Below are 17,371 nucleotides of genomic sequence, written 5' to 3'. Positions count from 1 at the left end.
TTGGTTCAAGAGAATGGCGTTTTTAATGCTTCCTACTATTAAAGTTAGTGAATACGGATTTGAAATTAGCTGCTATTGATCTTTATTTTTCAAAACGCATTAGATTCAAACTAAATAAAATCACAATAAGAGTTACACCCACATCGGCGGCAATCGCTAGCGCTAAGTTGCTGAAACCAAAAATGGCTAGTAGAATGAAAATGAATTTTGTGATAATGGCACCATAAGTATTGATTTTTATTTGTTTCATAGTCTTTTTACTCAAACGAATCAAAAACGGAATTAATGATAATTTGTCATTCATCAAAGCGATGTTAGCTGTTTCTATTGTCGTATCACTACCAGCAGCTCCCATAGCAATCCCCACAGTACTTAGGGCTAATGCAGGAGCATCATTGATGCCATCACCTACCATGGCTACTTTATCGTATTGTTGTAACAACGCTTTCATTTCTGCTGCTTTTTGTTCTGGGAGTAAACCACCAAAAACTTTTGTGATTCCTACTTGTCGAGCAACATAATGAGCGGTTTTTTCAGTATCACCTGTTAGCATTATTACATCAATATTTTGTTCTTGAAGCTCTGCAATAGCTTTACTACTGTCAGGTTTGATTCTGTCGGTTAAACCAATAATCCCAACAACTCCTTTTCCAAAACTGACTACCACACTCGTTTTTCCTTCACTGGCTAGTTGCGCCACAATTTTTTCTACTTCTTCGGAAATTTCATGGTATTCTCGAATGAATTCCAATTTTCCTACCAGAACCGTATCAATTTGGCAAACAATACAATTTGCGGTAGCTCCTTTACCTAAAATGCTTTTAAAATTTTTAGCTTTATGAGGTTCGTAACCTTCTGCTTTACTCGCAGCAATGATTGCTTGAGCTAAAGGATGTTCTGAAAACATCTCGGCACCTGCTGTACAGGAAAGTAATTCTTCTCGGCTGGTGCCAATTAAGGGGAAAACATCAGATACTACAGGGGTTCCGTAAGTAATGGTTCGGGTTTTATCTACGGCTACTGCCTGAATTTCGGCTAAAATTTCAATGTATTTCCCTCCTTTTACCAAAGCCCCTTTTGCGGAAGCATTACCAATTGCCGCATATATGGCTACAGGTGTAGAAATGACTAATGCACATGGACAAGCAATTACAAGGAGCGTAATCGCTTGTTTGAGCCAATGATTAAAATCTTGATGAAGTATAAAAACAGGAACAACAAAAATGATTATCGCGAGCACAATAATTGTGGGAGTGTACAATTTTGAAAAACGTTGAATAAATTTTTGTGTTTTGCTTTTTGCAGCATTTGCTTCAAAAGTGAGTTGGATGATTTTAGCAAATGTGGTATCGGTTGATAGTTTACTAGTTTTTATTTCTATAAAACCATTTCCGTTCAAGGTTCCTGCGAAAACTGAATCACCTATTTGTTTTTCTTTAGCGATAGGTTCCCCAGTTATGGCCGATTCGTCAATCAAAGTTTCCCCAAAAATGATTTTTCCATCCAAAGGAATTACTTCTCCGGGTTTAATTTGAATAATTGTTCCAACTTCTATTTGCTCAATAGGTATTTCCTGATTTGTTTTTTTTACAAATGCCGTTTTTGGCGTACTTTTAATCAATTGATCCAAAGCTGATTTTGAATTTTCAATTCCTATATCTTCTAATCTTTCGCCTAAAACATATAAAACAATAACCACAGCAGCTTCGGGATATTCGCCTAAATATAAGGCGGCAATAACCGCAATTGTCATTAATAGATTAATACTACTGAAGTTTAATTTTAAAAGTGCTTTAATTCCTTTTAAGATCACATCGTGTCCAATAATTATGATAAAGGATACAAAAATAAAAGGAGCATAAGGCATTGGTAAATGAATGCCTATAAGGGAAAGTATTTCTAAAATAACTACAATACTGACCGAAAGGAGTAATAAAACAAATTTTCTATCTTTAAATGGTAGGTTCATAAGAATGGGATTTTGTTTGTACTATATATAGTAAAATGTTTCTGCTTTTTGTGAGCTAGTATTAGCATTGCATCTTAAATTTACTCAAAATTTATTGTAACTACTTTTGCTTTAATAAAATCTTAAGATTATAAATGCTTAAAATGTTCGAGATGTGAAAAAGTTTTCGAACTTTGTACCAAAATATTTTACATATGAAAATAAACCTTAAGAACGGAATTGATAAGCTTATTTTTGGGATGAAACAAAAAGATGTTTCAGCTGTTTACGGTGCGCCTGATAGAAATTACAAAGACGAAGATGATAATGTGATTTTTACCTACAATAAGTTTAAAATGCGTTTGACTTTTTATAAAGACGAAGATTTTAAAATGGGTTATATTGTAGCTTCTAGTCCAGATTTAGAGTTATTTGGCAATACGTTAATTGGAAAGAATATCAAGGATGTTAAGAATGAATTAGCTAAAAAGAATATTACTAAATTCACTCAGGAAGAATTTGATACTTTTGAAAATTATTTCAATGAAGATAATTGGTTGTTGTTTCAAACCGAATTTGACGAAGTAGTGAAATTAGAAGTTGGCGCCATCATTAATGATAAAGACGAGTTTGAGTGGAAATTTGGTAAGAAATAAAACTTGTTTCAATATAAAAAGAATGCCCTTTCATCGATATTGAAAGGGCATTCTTTTTTATAATATTGTATTTTATTTCTGCTTTTCAAAAATTTCTATTTCGAAAATTAAAGTAGCATTGGGTGGAATAACACCCCCAGCACCAGCTTCTCCATAAGCTAGTTTAGATGGGATATAAGCAATTATTTTGTCGCCAAAAGAAAGCATGTTGATTGCTTCAATAAACCCAGGAATCATTCCGTCTTTTTTCCCAATTTCAAAAGGGAAAGGATTGTATCCTCCTTGAGTAGCTCTCATTTCGTTGAATTGGTTGTATGTTTTAGCTACTTCTTCACGACTACTATCAAATAATTTTCCGTCTTCAAAAAAGCCTGAATAATGGAAGTAAACTGTTGTTCCAGCAGCTGGTTTAGCACCTGTTCCTTTTTGAACTATTTTATAAACTAATCCAGAAGGTGTAGTTGTAGCGCTTGTTTTTTGGGTGTTTAAATAGGCTAGTTTTTCAGCGTTTAAAGCAGCCATTTTTTCTTGCTGAATTTTTTCAGCAGCTGCTTTGGCTTCTGCTTCTTTTTTTTCTTCAACAGCCTTGTTATTGTAATAGTTTGCAAAAACTTTAGTAGCATTGAATTTTTTTGCTAACGAACCTTTTTGCGTAATAATTATGTTTTTGATTACATCATCTTTTGCAATATTGTTCACTACATCCATTCCTTGAACTACATGACCAAAGATAGTGTGCTTATTGTTTAACCATGGTGTTTCTTTATGGGTTATGAAAAATTGACTTCCATTTGTTTTTGGACCAGCATTGGCCATTGCCAAAATACCTCCTTTGTCAAATTTTAAATCTGAAACGAATTCGTCTTTAAATGCATAACCAGGACCACCATTTCCTGTTCCTTGTGGATCTCCTCCTTGAATCATAAAATCACTAATAACACGGTGGAATTTTAAACCATCAAAAAACGGTTTGTTTTTTAGTTTTGCGTCGCTTACAAATTCATTTTTACCTTGAGCTAGACTAATAAAATTGGCAACAGTAATTGGTGCTTTTTGATATTCTAGGTCTAAAATAATTGTTCCTTTGTTTGTATTGATAGTGGCAAAAATACCTTCTTCCATCGTTTTTGTAGGAGCGGGTTTTTTTACAATTTTTTTCGATGTTTCCTGTGCTTGAAAAGTAGTAAGCGTAAAGAAAGTTAATAAGGCTAATAATTTCGTTTTCATCTGGTTTTGTTTTTTTATCTAAGGTTGTATTTCTGTACTGTTATCAATTAATTCAATTTCAAAAATAAGATTGGTGTGGGGAGGAATGATGTCTCCAGCTCCTCCAGAGGCATAGCCTAGATGAGAAGGTATAAATAGCACAGCCTTGTCTCCATAAGACATTTTATCAAGTCCTTCGATCACTCCTGGGATAATACCGTCTCTTTTTCCTACTTCAAAAGTAATAGGTTGGTAACCATTTTGAGAAGCGCGGAGCGAATTGTATTTTCCAAAAGAGATTGCTACAGTTCCTAGAGAAGTATCGTAAAGATAGCCACTCTCAGAAAAAACCGTGTAATTGACATTTACTTTGGTTCCTACAGCGGGTTTTCTACCACTTCCTTTTTGAGTAATTACATATTTTAATCCTGACACAGTTTTTCTTGCTTTTCTTTTTAAAGTGTCAAAATAGTTGATTTTAGTGACAATAATTTTGCCGTATTTTTCAAAATATTTTTGCTCGTTGAGTAATTCGATCTTCTCTTGTTTTTTTTGATTTTTAGATTCGATAACAAAATAATCATCGAATGTTTTTATGGCATTGAATTTTTTTGCAGCTTCTCCTTTGCGCAATATAGTAACGGAATTCAAAACATCGCCCTGTTCAATCATATTGACAACTTTCATGCCTTCATTAATCACATGTCCAAAAACAGTGTGTTTTCCATTGAGCCATGGTGTAGGGTTCCGAGTTATAAAAAACTGACTGCTATTGGTTCCAGGGCCATTATTAGCCATAGCTAAAACGCCTTCTTTGTCAAAAATTTGATCGTTAATTTCGTCTTTAAACAGATAACCTGCATTTCCAAATCCAGTACCTTCGGGATCTCCAGTTTGAATAACAAAGCCTTTAATCACACGATAGAATTTTGCGCCATCATAAAAAGGACGTTTTTTTTTGTATTCTGTAGAAATAAAGCTGTTATTGCCTTCGGCCAGCGTAATAAAATTTGCAACCGTTATTGGGGCTCTTTTATAATCTAATTCAAGTAAAATATTTCCTTTGTTAGTTTCAATTTTGGCATACAAACCATCAGGAAGGTAATCTTCTTCGTTTTTACAAGAATAAAATAAGCTAACAAAAAGTACTATAAATAGAATGTTTCTTTTCATAGGTTGTATTTTATTGTTCTAAGGTGTCCTGAGTCCTAGGTTTAGCTTTTACAGTCGCTTTTTTTGGTTTTTTTATACTGTCTTGCGACGAAGATAAACTCATAGTGATACCTTGTTCCAATTCTTTTTTGTAAACCGCTTCAGGCTTAAAATCATGTAAGGTAACTGTACAAATTAAAGGAGTATTAGGTCCAATTTTTTTATTGTCACCATGATAGCCATAAGCAATATGAGAAGGGAAGAAGAAACTTACTTTTTCATTTTTGCGCATCAATTTAATTCCTTCTCTAATTCCGGTCATGATTTCTTGCTTATCTATTCGGTAAACCTGCGGTCTTAGTTCTACTTCCGAATAAATAATTTTTCCTTTTAAATCTTTTAGTTCATAATTAAAGAAGGCAACGTCTCCTTTTTTAGGCGTTAAACTATCGGTTTCATTTCGGGTTATGTAATAATACCAATAGCCTTTAGGTGATGAAAAATAGCTAAGCTTTGGATTTTTTTTCATCAAAGCTTTGATTAAATCTTCTTCGGATGCATTTAATTTTTTGTTTCTTTCGACTGATCTTTTCATAAAAACTCCAGAGGCTCTAGAAATAGGGCGTCTAGCATCTTGATGTTGTTTGCAGCCTGCGAAAGCAAGACATAAGATAAAACTTAAGGCAATGAATGGATTTGCTTTCATAGGGTTATAGATTTAGATTTTCCACAAGACTTATAAATTTGGCTACAGTTTGCTCCATCGATACCGTTGATTTTCCTCCTGCAGCATTGCGGTGACCACCACCATTAAAATGAGCTCTTGCAAATTCATTTACATCAAAATCACCTTGAGAACGGAAAGAAATCTTGATGATATTCTCGTCTCTATTTTCAATAAAGATGGCTGTAAACAGAATCCCTTTAATGCTTAAACCATAATTTACAATTCCTTCTGTATCGCCTTTTGTATGGTTGAAATTGTCTAATTCTTCTTGTGTTAGGGTTATGTACGAAGTTTTATGATCTGGAATTACTTTTAGGTTTTGTAATGCCTGACCTAATAATTGTAAACGATTGTAGGAGCTATTGTCAAAAAGTAAATTAGGAATTAGGGTGTTTTCGACTCCTAAATCAATTAGTTCGGCTACAATTCGATGCGTGTTTCCAGTTGTATTTGGGAATCGAAATGAGCCAGAATCGGTTAGGATTCCGGTATAAATACAGGTTCCTATTGTTTTATCAATTTGGTCTTTTTGTTCTAAATAATTAATAAAATGATAAATCATCTCGCAAGTGGAACCAAATGAAGTATTTGAGAACATATACGTTGCGTAGTCATCTGGTTTTTGATGGTGATCAATCATGATGTAAGTGGTGTCCAGTACTTCAAGTACTTTTTCCATCTCACCTGTACGATGAAAAGCATTAAAATCGAGAGTGAAAACAATTTCGGCTTCGTGTAAAAGAGTAGTGCAATTTTCTTTGTCTTTTTCAAAGACTTTAACAGTTTCTGAACCAGGGAGCCATGCTAAAAAATCAGGAAATTCATTAGGTGAAATTACGATAGCTTCGTGGTTGTTTTTTTTAAAAAAATGGTAAAGTCCTAGAGTTGAACCCATAGCGTCTCCGTCAGGATTGCGATGGGGAATTATTGCTATTTTTTTTGGCGTAGCCAATAAAGTCTGGATTGCTTGTATATCTTGTATTTTCATAGTTTGCGAATTTACATTTTTTAATGTAAACTATGAATTCGTTAACAGGATTTTATTCTTTTTTGTCTTTGTCGATATTGTTCAATATTTCGATAATTTGATTATTCAAATTAGCTAGTTCTTCATCATAAGCATTTGAATTGTATTTTATTTTAAGATAGGCCGTTCGGTATAGTTTAATCCTTAATTGGCAGTACTTAATAAGTAATTTAATTTGTTGGTGGGTTTCTTGTGGTAAATACAATAAATCGGCTTTTTTCATCAGTTTGATATTTTCTTCCCAATAATAGATACCTCTAGACTCAATCATGTAGAGAAGTTCTTTTTTAGATTCTTCATCCGTGACATATACGTTATAGGCCTCAAGAGCCATTTTTTCCATATCTATGAATTCTCTCATTTTTTCTTCGAATTCGAAATGCTGATAAACATAGATTTTTTGTGAAATGACGTTGTAAGAAAGTAATGGGATAATAAGTATTGACAAACCACTAATTGTAATTAGGGCCGCATTTCTTTTTGAATTCAATATGGCTAAGATTATTCCAAAGCAAATTCCAGAAAGTAATCCGCCAATGTGTGCCGCGCCATCTACACCTTCTTTGAAACTCTCCACGATGTTGAGTAAAATAAATACAATTATAAAACCAATTGTTTTTGAAGTTAGTTTGCGGTTTATGGCTTTGGTTAAAGTGATGATAAGTAAAATGCCATACATCCCAAAAATCGCTCCTGAAGCACCCGCACTTATAATTTTGTCATACCAATAAATAGTGGATAAACTGGCTAGTAAACCACTTGATAGATAGCAAACAAGAAATCCTATCCGTGTTAGATACGATTCAATTAAAAGTCCTACATAGCCAAGCGCAATACAATTTAGCAATAGATGCATAATGCCATAATGGATAAAAAGACAAGTAAATAGTCGCCACCATTGATTCTCTACAGTTAGTAAATTATAATTGGCTCCCCAATTGATAACATCTGAAACTTGAGGTTTAAAAAAGTTAACTCCAGAAAATACCATTAATAAGAAGATAAGGAAATTCAAATAAATTAATATTGGTGTTATCATGTATCCTTTGGCGGGTACAAAAAAGGATAAAAAGGAGTAAAAACTGTTTATCGAAAGTTCTTTTTCGGTTGAATTTAGTGCTGATTCTTTGGCAGAACTAATTTCTTCGATTAGGTTTTCTGCTACAAGAGAGGAACTTGGCTGTTCTTTTTTTATGTCATTAAAGACTTCAAAAAAGAGGTCAGTGTTTTTTAAATTTCTGCCTCGGTCATATATTTGATTGCCCTTACTAGCGCTATAGATGTAACCATCTTCATTTTCAAAGTTGATTACTATTTTTTCGTTCCAAGTTTCTTGTTCAGGGACTGTTTCTGCAATTATTTCCGAATCATTTATTTCTGTGACATTCCAATTTAATTCTTGACAAGCCTTGATGGAATAATAAAGAAATTCTTGTCTTGTAAGATGATTGAAGGGGATATACTGAATGTGGGAAGCAGGGAAACCAAAAGCCATCGGAATAAATTTTACATACGATTAGTATTACAATGATATAAAATTTATTTCAGAAATTATTTAAAAATCGTCCAGTTTTTTGATTTTAAATTTTTCGTACAATTGATGTTTTATTCCTTTAACGGTTTGAGAATGATAGATTCCGATAGAACCTGATGAAATATAGGCAATGAAACAAGAAAGGCCAATGAATAATGTACTTTCAATTCCAAAAAGTTCTATCCCCATAATTGTACAAGCAATAGGCGTATGTGTTGCTCCCGAAAAAACGGCAACAAATCCCATGCCTGCTAAAAGTGAAATAGGAAGCGGAACATAGAGCGATAAAGCACTTCCTAATGTTGCGCCTACGAAAAATAAGGGCGTAACCTCACCTCCTTTGAATCCTGCCCCTAAGGTGAATCCTGTAAAAAGGATTTTGAGTAAAAAGTCGAAATTTTCACTTGGTTTTGTAAATGCATCTACAATACTAGGAATGCCTAATCCTATAAATTTTGTTGCACCAAAATAATAGATTACTACTGAGAATAGTATTCCACCTACGTAAGGACGTAACGGAGGGTATGAGATGGTTTTTGAAAATATAGATCCCCAAAAATGAGTGCTTCTTGAAAATAGCATGGCTGCTAGTCCAAATAGCACACTGACAGGAATGATCCAAAGTAGATTTTCAAGATTGTAATCGGGGATTGTGTTGATGCTGTAATGTGTATGGTGAACAGGCCAAAGTTCAACAGTGTAATAAGCAAAATAAGCAACTACGAAAGAAAGAATACAGCTTTTTAAATTTATTTTGCAAAAATAGACAACTTCAAGAGCAAAAACAGCTCCCGCTACAGGTGTTCCAAAAACAGAGGCAAATCCTGAGCTAATTCCTAGGATGATTAGTGTTTTTCGTTCGTTTGCGTCAAGGTTGAAAATACGGCTGAATTGGTCAGCAATCGTTCCGCCCATTTGTACCGCAGTGCCTTCTCGACCTGCCGAACCTCCAAAAAGATGTGTAATCAGGGTTCCTAAAAGTACAAAAGGAGCCATTTTAAGCGGAATTACTTTTTGAGGAGTTTTGTATTCTTCTAATAAAAGATTATTGCCTTTAACGACCTCTTTTCCATAATAATGATACAATAAACCAATGATCAATCCGCCTACGGGTAAGAACCAAAGTAACCAAAGGTTGTGGTCCCTAAGCTTTCCTACCCATTCTAATGAAATTAAAAAAAATGCCGAGGCTGAACCTGATAAGAAACCAATCAAGGCACATACTGCTATCCATTTTACTGCATTTGGCAAATTCTTTACTATATTCATTTGAATCTTTTGACTTGTTTTTTTAAAATTTTTCGAGCGCAGCAAAAGCATATTGTTTTAGCCTTTGTGCGCTCGAAGAATATAATTTTGAAGAAGAATTACTCAGGCAAAACAGCTGTAAGTTCGATTTCAACTAAGTATTCAGGAGCTACTAATTGGTTGATTCCATAAAAACCAGTAGTAGGCTTGATATCTTTGAAAAAAGTAGCATGAGCAGTAGCAACGGCTTCAAAAGTACTAACATCTGTAGTGAAAATACGAGTACGAATAACATCTTTCATGCTAGCATTTAGATCTTCAAGAACTTTTTCAACGCGTTCTAAAATGTTTAAAGTTTGCGCATGTGCGTCATCAGCTTTTACTTTATCGCCGTCAACAATTGCTACTGTTCCTGAAACTTCAATAATGTTTCCAATACGTACTGCACGACAATATCCCATTTTGTCTTCCCATGGAGATCCTGTTAAGATGTTTTCTCTTTTCATTTTGATGTATTTGTTTGATTTTTAGAGGGATGTTCCTCGATTTGAAAATTTAAATTTTTGTGCAATTTATAAAAAATACCATAATAAAAAACAGTCATTTTGTGAAAGTAATAAAGAAGTTCAAGTTTGGAATTTTGTATATTTATATAATAAAATCAAAAGTTTAGTGTTAAGTATTTGGAATAACTTTATAAAAGTCGTTTTTTTGAATAGATTTTTAATTAAATAGATAAATGATGAATCAATATTTAAATTTCAAAGGTTTGTTTTTGGTTGTCGCTCTTGTTTTGGGTGGTTTTACGACTGCGTTTTCACAAGAGGGAATTGGAACTGAGTTTAAAATTAAGCCCGCCCCAAAACCAAAGAAAGAGAAAAAGGAAACTGCTGCAAAAGATGTTAAGTTTAATACTGCTGATTATGAGAAAATCAAAGCTTATGAAGTAGGTGGTTTGAATAATAATACTTATAAAGTACCTCAAGGGGAGGAAAAAGATCCTGAAAAATTAGCCAAAAGAAATCAGGATTTAGGTGTGGTTAAAACAACTTCGGGTGTTGCAAAAGTAAGATATCGTGATGCCGCTTATGTTGATGGAGATAAAGTACGTGTGTATTTGAATTATGAAATAGTAGAGCAAGAAGTTTTGCTAAATGGAGAGGCACAGGGTTTTGATATCACCTTAAAAAAAGGGGTAAATCGTATTGATATTGAGGCATTAAACGATGGTTATGCCGCACCAAATACAGCCGAATTTAAAATTTATGATGATAAAGGTGCGGTGATTTCTTCAAACCAATGGAATATAGCCCAAGGTTATAAAGCTACAATTATCATTGAAAAGGAATAAGTTTATAACTAATAGGTTAAATTTTTTTTAATGTTCTAGGGTTGTTTTGTTTTATAAAATTAAAGCTTGGTATATTTGTTGCTATGCTGATGATAATTAATTAAAACAAAATTTACATTATATGAAGCAGTTTTTATTAGTTGTAATGCTTTGTTTTGGAATAAACGTTTTTGCTCAAGCAGAGTTTGGCAAGAAGTTTAAGCCAATTGCTCCGATGAACAAACCTGCTACTCCTAAGAAAGTAACTCCAAAAGCTACAACAGATGCTCCAGTAATTAAAGCTCCGGATATTTTAAAAAAACCAGAAACTACTTTGCCTTCATTTTCAAAGTATCAAATTGGTCAGCCTAAATCTTTTTCGATGATACAAACCAACGAATTTGAGAACCCCGGTGATCGAATAAAAGAAAAAATGACTAAGGATTTGGATAAAACCCTTGTTAGAGAAGGATTGAAAGAGGATGACCGAATGTTGGTTAAAATCGATAAAAATTTCGGGGAGATTCGTACAAAGTCAAAATATTTTGTTGTTCAATATCGTGATTACATTTATATAGACGGTGATTTGATTAAAGCAACCCTTAACAATCAAATGGTTGGTGGAATAATGGAGTTGTTTTCAAATTACGGACAGTTTGTTTTTGATTTGAGTGACGGTATTAATACTTTCGAAATGGAAGCTTTTAGCAAAGGAAGTTCTGGAGGAAATACCTGCGAATTTAAAATCTATGATGATAAAGGTGCTTTAGTACGCTCGGAGTTTTGGGATAACTGGGATAAGGGTGTAAAAGGTAAATTTGTTATTATTAAAGAATAGCAATTTGCCGAGTTGGTGGAGTGAAATAGAACAAAATTCTCGTTGTAAATTATGGATGTAAAAAAAATAAAAAATTTCAAAATTCCACTTTTGCAATCCAAATTTAAAAAGTAATTTTGCGCCCATGCAACACAACGTACTTATTTTAGATTTCGGTTCGCAATACACTCAGTTGATTGCGCGTAGAGTTCGCGAATTAAATATATTCTGCGAAATTTTTCCATATAATAATATTCCATCGGATTTATCAAGCTACAAGGCTGTAATTTTAGGAGGTAGTCCTTTTTCTGTTCGTGCAGAAGATGCTCCACATCCTGATTTGTCTCAAATTAGAGGAAAATTGCCAATGCTTGCTGTGTGTTATGGAGCGCAATATTTATCTCACTTTAGTGGAGGTGAAGTTGCAGCATCTAACACTAGAGAATATGGTAGAGCTAATTTATCTTACATCAAAGAAGATGAAATTTTCTTTGAAGGAGTTTCTCCAAATAGTCAGGTTTGGATGAGTCATAGTGATAGTATTAAAGCATTGCCTACAAATGGAGTGAAGCTTGCAAGTACACATGATGTAGAATTTGCAGCTTACAAAATTGAAGGAGAAACAACTTATGCAATTCAATACCACCCAGAAGTATATCATTCAACAGATGGAAAACAAATGTTGGAAAACTTCTTAGTGAAGATTGCTCATGTTCCTCAAAACTTTACACCTAATGCTTTTGTGGAAGAAATTGTAGCAGAAATGAAAGAGAAAATTCAAGATGATAAAGTTGTTCTTGGACTTTCAGGAGGTGTAGATTCTACTGTAGCGGCAGTTTTATTGAATAAAGCTATTGGTAAAAACTTATATTGTATTTTTGTTAATAACGGTTTACTTCGTAAAAATGAGTTCGAAAATGTATTGAATCAATACAAAGGAATGGGACTTAATGTAAAAGGAGTAGATGCTGGTGAGCGTTTCTTGTCGGAATTAGCAGGAGTGAGTGATCCAGAAACAAAACGTAAAATTATTGGTAGAGTATTTATCGAAGTTTTTGACGATGAATCTCATTTGTTAGAAGATGTAAAATGGTTGGCTCAGGGAACTATTTATCCTGATGTAATTGAGTCGGTTTCTGTAAAAGGACCTTCTGCAACAATCAAATCACATCACAATGTGGGTGGATTACCTGATTTTATGAAATTGAAAGTAGTAGAGCCTTTGCGTATGCTTTTTAAAGATGAGGTGCGTAGAGTAGGTGCTAGTTTAGGTATTGATCCAGAATTATTAGGAAGACATCCTTTCCCAGGACCAGGATTGTCAATTCGAATTTTAGGAGATATTACTCCTGAGAAAGTTAGAATCTTACAAGAGGTTGATTCGGTATTTATTGAAGGATTAAAATCTTGGGGATTATATGATAAAGTTTGGCAGGCTGGAGCAATTTTGCTTCCAGTAAATAGTGTTGGGGTTATGGGTGACGAGCGTACTTATGAAAAAGTAGTTGCGCTACGTGCTGTAGAATCTACCGATGGTATGACTGCTGACTGGGTTCACTTGCCGTATGATTTCTTGATGAAAGTATCTAATGATATTATCAACAAGGTAAGAGGGGTGAACAGAGTTGTGTATGATATTAGTTCAAAACCACCAGCAACAATTGAGTGGGAATAATAGAAACAACTTAATCGTAGTTTCTTATATTATAAAAACGGTATCAGATTTTGGAATAAAATTTGGTACCGTTTTTCATTAAGAGTATTAATTTTTTAATTAAATAATAGAATGAAATATTTTTTTGCGATTTGGATACCGGTTTTGCTTTTTGTTCAAACTGTTCTTGCTCAAGAAACAATTACACATAAGGTAGAAAAGGGTGAAACGATTACTGATATTGCTCAAAAGTACCAAGTGACACCTTATGATATCTATAAGCTTAATCCTGATGCTCAATCAAAATTAAAACCTAGAATGGTTCTTTTGATACCTTCTAAAAAAGGGATTTCTGCAAAAGTAGCTACCAATAATTCAGCTGAAGTTACTCATAAAGTGATTTCAAAGGAGACTTTGTTTGGAATTCAAAAAAAATACAATGTTTCGGAAGCAGATTTAAAAAAAGCAAATCCATTTTTAGAAACAGATGGACTGCAAATAGGTCAGATCTTAGTAATTCCGGCTAAAAATGCCTTGAAAACTCCAGAGAAAGTTGTTTATCATGATGTGTTACCAAAGGAAACCAAGTATTCTATTGCTAAATTGTATGGTATTACTGTTGAGGAATTAGAAAAGAAGAATCCGGCAATTGTTTCAAATTTGCCAGAGGGATATCGTTTATTTATTAAAGGGAATCCAGAACAGCAAGCAGGTGTTGTTTCACCTAAAACGACTGTTGCTCCAAAATATATTACGTATGAGGTGAAGCCAAAAGAAACGCTTTACAGTTTGTCTAAAATGGCTGGAATGTCTCAAGAAGAATTTTTAGTATTGAATCCTGAACTTAAAGAAGGTGTTGAAATTGGGATGTTAGTGAAATTGCCAGCTAATGTGACTTTAACAGCTGTTTCAGAAAATAAGGTTGCCACTGTTTTAGCTCCAAAAAACACTTCTGAAAGAAAAAAAATAGCCTTGTTGTTGCCTTTTAATGTAGATAAAATGCAAGGAGAACAAACAGGAAATAGTACAGAACGCTTAAAGAAAGACAAGTTTTTAAATATGACTTTGGATTTTTATGCGGGTGCCTTAATGGCTATCGATTCGGCTAAAACATTGGGTTTGCCAATTGATGTTAGTATTTTTGATTCGGAAGAAACGAAAAGTAGTTCGAATGTGGCTGCTTTAATAACTGCCAATAATTTGCAAAATATGGACGCAGTTATTGGTCCATTTTATCAAAGTAATGCAGAAGAAACTGCGCGTTTATTGAGTGCTAATCATGTGCCTGTAATTTCGCCATTGTCAAAAGACGAGGGCGGAGCCATTGCTAATTTATATCAAACGGTTCCTAGTAATGATTTGTTAAGAACGAAAATGTTTGATTTTATGAGGGCTAAAAATGGAAATATAATTGCGGTAGTTGATAAAAAGAAATTGTCAGTAATCCAATATTTGCAGCAAAATCAAAAAGACGTTCGTTTGGTTCCTTTAAATCCTAACGGCACTGTTTCTGCGGAAGGTTTAAAGGGGATGTTGGTTCCTAATAAAATCAATTATGTGGTGATAGAATCGGCTAATACCTGGATGGTAAAAACAACAATTACGGCTTTGGTAGCTTCTTTGTCAAGTTTTCAAATTCAATTAGTTGTATTAGAACCAAATGAAACTTTGGATTCGGATGAGATAAATTTTTCAAATTTAGTGAAGCTAAAATTGATGTTTCCTTCGGTTACAAGAAGTAATTTAACTCCGGAAGGAATTGCTTTTGAAAATAAATTCAAAAAAATGAATTCAATCTTACCAAGTGATTATGCCTCAAGAGGTTTTGATGTGACTTTTGACACGATGATGCGTCTAATGCAAAATAAATCTTTTGAAGAATTGGCTGATACTACGGTAACTCAGCAATCTGAAAACAAATTCGAATATTATAAAAAAGATGGTATCGGACACGCCAATAAGGGAGTGTATATTTTATACTATGATTCGGATTTGACTTTGAAAGTTGCCAATTAATTGTTTAGGTTTTAATAAATGGATGTTTATCAAAAAAAACTCGTGAAGTTGGCTTATACCCAAATGCCTTTTGGGAAATACGAAGGTCGTTTTCTTATTGATTTGCCGGAGTATTATGTGGTTTGGTATCATAATAAAGGCTTCCCGAAAGGCGAATTAGGGGAGCAATTACAATTGGTTTACGAACTAAAATTAAATGGTTTAGAAGAATTGATACGAAATATTAAAAAAAGATACCCAAAACCTCATTGATTTCTCAAATTAATGGGGTTTTTATTTTTGCATTAACAAATGTTGATTTTAGAAATTATCTCATTTCCAAATTAGCATAATCTAAATTTATAATCGTATTTTTGCCACGTTTTTTATACAACTACAATACAAACTAGAACAGCATGAATCAAACAAAATATATTTTTGTTACTGGAGGGGTTACTTCTTCTTTGGGAAAGGGAATTATAGCAGCATCTTTAGCAAAATTATTACAGGCAAGAGGGTATAGAACAACTATTCAAAAATTTGATCCGTACATTAATGTTGATCCAGGAACATTAAATCCTTATGAGCACGGTGAATGTTACGTGACAGATGATGGAGCAGAAACAGACTTGGATTTAGGTCACTATGAGCGTTTTTTAAATGTTCCAACTTCTCAGGCTAATAACGTTACTACAGGTAGAATTTATCTTTCGGTTATTGAAAAAGAAAGAAGAGGGGAGTTTCTAGGGAAAACAGTTCAAGTTGTACCTCATATTACAAATGAAATTAAAGATAGAATCCAAATTTTAGGAAAATCAGGTGATTATGATATCGTAATTACTGAGATTGGAGGAACTGTGGGGGATATCGAATCGTTACCTTATATTGAATCTGTTCGTCAATTAGTTTGGGAATTAGGAGAAAATAACGGAATTGTAATTCACTTGACATTAGTGCCTTATTTGGCAGCTGCGGGTGAGTTGAAAACAAAACCTACACAACACTCTGTAAAAACATTGATGGAAAGCGGAATCAAAGCAGATATCTTAGTTTGTAGAACAGAGCACGAACTTTCAAATGACTTAAGAGGTAAATTAGCATTATTCTGTAATGTTAAGAGAGAAGCCGTTATTCAATCTATCGATGCGTCTACGATTTATGAAGTACCTAATTTAATGCTGGAAGAAGGTCTTGATGTGGTTGCTTTGAAAAAATTAGATTTACCAAAGAAAGCCGCTCCAGATTTGAAAAACTGGAATACTTTCTTGAAACGATTAAAAAGCCCTAAACATACAGTTAATATTGGTTTGATCGGTAAATATGTTGAAATGCAAGATTGTTATAAGTCTATTTTAGAGGCTTTCATTCATGCAGGAGCGGCCAATGAAACTAAAGTAAATGTGGTTTCTATTCACTCTGAATATATTGATAGCGAAAATATCGAAGAAAAATTCAAAGATATTGATGCGATCTTAGTAGCACCAGGTTTTGGTGAAAGAGGTATCGAAGGAAAAATTACTGCTGTTCGTTATGCTCGTGAAAATAAAATGCCATTCTTCGGTATTTGTTTGGGTATGCAAATGTCGGTTATTGAATATTCTAGAAATGTTTTAGGTTACGTTGAGGCAAATTCAACAGAAATGAACGATAAAACTCCTCATCCTGTTGTGAACTTAATGGAAGAACAAAAGAATGTTACTGACAAAGGAGGAACAATGCGTCTTGGAGCTTGGAAATGTGAAATTAAACCTGATACATTAGCGCACCAAATTTATGGTGAAACTACAATTTTTGAGCGTCACCGTCACCGTTATGAGTTTAATAGTGCTTATGCTGATGAATTAGACAAAGCTGGTTTAAAAGCTTCTGGTGTTAATCCTGATACAGGATTGGTAGAAATTGTAGAAATCGAAGATCATCCATTCTTTATTGGAGTTCAATACCATCCAGAATATAAGAGTACAGTAGCTAATCCACATCCTATTTTTGTGAAATTTGTAGCTGCTGCTGTAAAGGCAAGAAAGAAATAATTAATTTCTAGAAATAGAATCAACTCATTTGACAAAAAGTCGAGATA

General features: G+C 33.7%; 15 protein-coding genes. 7 read left to right on the top strand and 8 right to left on the bottom strand.

Features of this window, described 5'->3' with window-relative positions:
* Window positions 1-82: 82 nt before the first annotated feature.
* Window positions 83-1,969: a heavy metal translocating P-type ATPase gene (locus ACFPTQ_RS14090; protein ID WP_379778261.1), complete on the bottom strand. Its 1,887-nt coding sequence runs from the start codon at window positions 1,967-1,969 to the stop codon at window positions 83-85.
* Window positions 1,970-2,163: 194 nt separating this feature from the next.
* Here ACFPTQ_RS14090 and ACFPTQ_RS14085 point away from each other — a divergent pair, with 194 nt between their 5' ends.
* Entirely contained in the window at window positions 2,164-2,604 is a 441-nt protein-coding gene (locus ACFPTQ_RS14085; RefSeq protein ID WP_278036254.1) for a hypothetical protein, read from the top strand.
* A 72-nt stretch (window positions 2,605-2,676) separates the two neighbouring features.
* On the opposite strand, the gene ACFPTQ_RS14080 is transcribed toward ACFPTQ_RS14085, so the two are convergent.
* The 7 genes from ACFPTQ_RS14080 to ACFPTQ_RS14050 all read right to left on the bottom strand — a co-directional run bounded on the left by ACFPTQ_RS14080 (window position 2,677) and on the right by ACFPTQ_RS14050 (window position 10,004).
* Window positions 2,677-3,831, bottom strand: a complete 1,155-nt coding sequence (locus tag ACFPTQ_RS14080) for a peptidylprolyl isomerase (protein ID WP_379778259.1) — start codon at window positions 3,829-3,831, stop codon at window positions 2,677-2,679.
* Window positions 3,832-3,849: 18 nt separating this feature from the next.
* A complete protein-coding gene (locus ACFPTQ_RS14075; protein WP_278036253.1) occupies window positions 3,850-4,983 on the bottom strand; it encodes a peptidylprolyl isomerase in 1,134 nt (377 codons plus the stop codon).
* Between the two features lie 10 nt (window positions 4,984-4,993).
* The gene (gene gldI, locus ACFPTQ_RS14070) at window positions 4,994-5,668 is read right to left on the bottom strand and encodes a gliding motility-associated peptidyl-prolyl isomerase GldI (protein ID WP_379778256.1); all 675 of its coding nucleotides are present in this window, start codon (window positions 5,666-5,668) and stop codon (window positions 4,994-4,996) included.
* 4 nt (window positions 5,669-5,672) lie between these two features.
* Complete coding sequence (locus ACFPTQ_RS14065) at window positions 5,673-6,677, bottom strand: DHH family phosphoesterase (RefSeq protein WP_379778254.1); 1,005 nt, start codon at window positions 6,675-6,677, stop codon at window positions 5,673-5,675.
* A 52-nt stretch (window positions 6,678-6,729) separates the two neighbouring features.
* Window positions 6,730-8,211: a rhomboid family intramembrane serine protease gene (locus ACFPTQ_RS14060; protein ID WP_379778252.1), complete on the bottom strand. Its 1,482-nt coding sequence runs from the start codon at window positions 8,209-8,211 to the stop codon at window positions 6,730-6,732.
* Window positions 8,212-8,271: 60 nt separating this feature from the next.
* Window positions 8,272-9,519, bottom strand: a complete 1,248-nt coding sequence (locus ACFPTQ_RS14055; protein ID WP_379778250.1) for a voltage-gated chloride channel family protein — start codon at window positions 9,517-9,519, stop codon at window positions 8,272-8,274.
* Between the two features lie 98 nt (window positions 9,520-9,617).
* On the bottom strand, window positions 9,618-10,004 hold the full coding sequence (locus tag ACFPTQ_RS14050) for a RidA family protein (protein WP_278036250.1): 387 nt from the start codon (window positions 10,002-10,004) through the stop codon (window positions 9,618-9,620).
* Window positions 10,005-10,240: 236 nt separating this feature from the next.
* Between ACFPTQ_RS14050 and ACFPTQ_RS14045 the strand changes: the two genes are divergently transcribed.
* The 6 genes from ACFPTQ_RS14045 (at window position 10,241) to ACFPTQ_RS14020 (ending at window position 17,324) form a co-directional block, all read left to right on the top strand.
* Window positions 10,241-10,849, top strand: coding sequence for a hypothetical protein (locus tag ACFPTQ_RS14045; protein ID WP_379778248.1), 609 nt, complete (start codon window positions 10,241-10,243; stop codon window positions 10,847-10,849).
* 121 nt (window positions 10,850-10,970) lie between these two features.
* On the top strand, window positions 10,971-11,666 hold the full coding sequence (locus ACFPTQ_RS14040) for a hypothetical protein (RefSeq protein ID WP_379778246.1): 696 nt from the start codon (window positions 10,971-10,973) through the stop codon (window positions 11,664-11,666).
* Between the two features lie 124 nt (window positions 11,667-11,790).
* Window positions 11,791-13,320: a glutamine-hydrolyzing GMP synthase gene (gene guaA, locus ACFPTQ_RS14035; RefSeq protein ID WP_379778244.1), complete on the top strand. Its 1,530-nt coding sequence runs from the start codon at window positions 11,791-11,793 to the stop codon at window positions 13,318-13,320.
* Window positions 13,321-13,431: 111 nt separating this feature from the next.
* Complete coding sequence (locus ACFPTQ_RS14030) at window positions 13,432-15,315, top strand: LysM peptidoglycan-binding domain-containing protein (RefSeq protein WP_379778242.1); 1,884 nt, start codon at window positions 13,432-13,434, stop codon at window positions 15,313-15,315.
* Window positions 15,316-15,333: 18 nt separating this feature from the next.
* Window positions 15,334-15,567: a DUF3820 family protein gene (locus ACFPTQ_RS14025; protein WP_379778240.1), complete on the top strand. Its 234-nt coding sequence runs from the start codon at window positions 15,334-15,336 to the stop codon at window positions 15,565-15,567.
* A gap of 143 nt (window positions 15,568-15,710) precedes the next feature.
* A complete protein-coding gene (locus tag ACFPTQ_RS14020; protein ID WP_379778238.1) occupies window positions 15,711-17,324 on the top strand; it encodes a CTP synthase in 1,614 nt (537 codons plus the stop codon).
* The last annotated feature ends 47 nt before the right edge of the window (window positions 17,325-17,371 follow it).

The sequence above is a fragment of the Flavobacterium sp. GCM10022190 genome (assembly GCF_042656445.1).
In the GTDB taxonomy this organism is placed as follows: Bacteria; Bacteroidota; Bacteroidia; order Flavobacteriales; family Flavobacteriaceae; genus Flavobacterium; species Flavobacterium nitratireducens.
The sequence above is the reverse complement of the archived record's forward strand: the minus strand, read 5'-3'. Positions and strand labels throughout refer to the sequence as shown.